This is a genomic window from Corallococcus sp. CA054B, assembly GCF_003611625.1.
Lineage (GTDB): Bacteria > Myxococcota > Myxococcia > Myxococcales > Myxococcaceae > Corallococcus > Corallococcus coralloides.
In genome coordinates this window covers 1-1,873 of record NZ_RAVY01000384.1, presented here as the reverse complement: position 1 = coordinate 1,873, position 1,873 = coordinate 1, and the positions used below count along the sequence as shown (strand labels likewise).

The 1,873-nt window shown below is 73.0% G+C and carries 2 protein-coding genes; both read left to right on the top strand.

Going from position 1 to position 1,873, the window contains the following annotated elements; translation table 11 throughout:
• The coding region (locus D7V80_RS40870; RefSeq protein WP_233586101.1) for a PEGA domain-containing protein at positions 1–249 on the top strand (249 nt) is incomplete at its 5' end.
• An 87-nt stretch (positions 250–336) separates the two neighbouring features.
• Positions 337–1,873: AlkA N-terminal domain-containing protein (locus tag D7V80_RS40865; RefSeq protein ID WP_233586100.1), on the top strand; the 1,537-nt coding region annotated here is incomplete at its 3' end.

The following is a 1,873-nucleotide window of genomic DNA, read 5'->3' as shown; positions in this document are numbered from 1 at the left end:
GGCGGCGGTCGTTCGAGGGGATGGAGCGCACCTCCCGTGGCGTCGGAGCCCACGCGGCTCCAGGTCATCGCCATCCCGCGTGCCCGCGTGTGGATCAACGGCGCCTTCGTGGGCATGTCCCCGACGTCCGCTGTCCGGGTCGATGGAACGAAGGTCGAGGTGCGGCTGGAGCACGCCGCGTTGGGCCATCACGAAACGACCACGACGGTCGAGCACGGGAGGACGACCGCCCTGACGGTGAGGTGGTAGGCGGGCCGACAGGCCTGTCCCCAGGGACGGAACGTCCACGTCCGAAAACGGCCAGACATCCAGGGCCCGCCGTGGGACCTTCACCCCATGGACGGCCTGGACCCCACCGCCTGCTACCGCGCGCTGACGACGCGGGACTCCCGCTTCGACGGGCGGTTCTTCACCGCCGTGAAGACGACGCGCATCTACTGCCGCCCCATCTGCCCGGCCCGCGCGCCCCGCTTCGAGAACTGCACGTTCTACCCCACCGCCGCGGCGGCCCAGGAAGCGGGCTTCCGGCCGTGCCTGCGCTGCCGCCCCGAGACGTCCCCTACCCTGGCGCCCTGGCGCGGCACCTCCGTCACCGTCGCGCGCGCACTGGCGCTCATCGCGGACGGCCTGCTGGATGCCGACGAGGCCAGCGTCGAGGTGCTGGCGGACCGGCTTGGCGTCGGGGACCGGCAGCTGCGGCGGCTATTCCATCAACACCTCGGTGCCTCACCGGTCGCCGTGGCGCAGACGCGCCGCGTGCTCTTCGCCCGTCAGCTCATCCACGAAACCTCCCTGCCCATGGCCGAGGTCGCCCTCGCGGCCGGCTTCGGCAGCGTGCGGCGCTTCAACGCCGTCTTCCAGTCGCTCTACGGCCGGCCTCCGGGTGCCCTCCGCCGTTCCCAGACGGCTCCCGTGACGTCCGCCGGCCCCGAGGTGACGCTCCTCATCCCCTACCGGCCGCCCTATGACTGGGGCGCGATGGTGGCCTGGCTGACGGCCCGCGCCCTCACCGGCATGGAGCACGTCGAGCCCGGCCGCTATCTGCGAACGTTCACGAATGCCTGGGGCCAGGGCGCCGTGGAGGTGTCCCCCGCACCGGGGCTCGACGCCCTGCGCGCCACCCTTCGTGTCAGCGATGTGCGGATGCTGCCCTCCGTCGTCGCCCAGGTCCGGCGTGTCTTCGACGTGGGCGCGGATGTGGAGACCATCCGTGCCCACCTGTCGACGGATGCCCTGCTCGCGCCCCTCCTCGCCGCCCGGCCCGGCCTTCGCGCCCCGGGCGGCTGGGACGGCTTCGAGCTGGCGGTCCGCGCCATCCTGGGCCAGCAGGTGACAACCATCGCCGCGCGGCAGCTGGGACAGCGGCTCCTGGACGCGAAAGGTGAGAGCCTGGATCCGGCGCTCACCGGTGATGTCCGGCTCCAGCGCGCCTTCCCTCGCCCTGAAGTCCTCGCCTCGGCGGACCTCACCGGCATGGGCATGCCGGCCGCTCGGGCCCGGGCGCTCTCCCAGCTCGCTGCGGCGGCCGTGGCGGATCCCACGCTATTCCAGCCCGGGCCGTCGCTCGCGGACACCGTGGCCCGCTTCACGCGCCTGCCCGGCATCGGCGAGTGGACCGCCCAATACATCGCCCTCCGCGCCGTCCGGGAGCCAGATGCCTTCCCTGCCTCCGACGTCGCCCTGCTTCGCGCCGCGACGGAAGCCGGAGGCCCACGGCCCACGCCTGAAGCGCTGCTGCGACGCGCCGAAGCATGGAGCCCGTGGCGCGCGTACGCCGCTCAGCACCTCTGGACCTCGGTTGCCCTCCAGTCCCGTGAGCCCAAGCCGGAGTCTCAAACCAACACCCGAGCGCGGCGCCCTCCCACCACCCCTC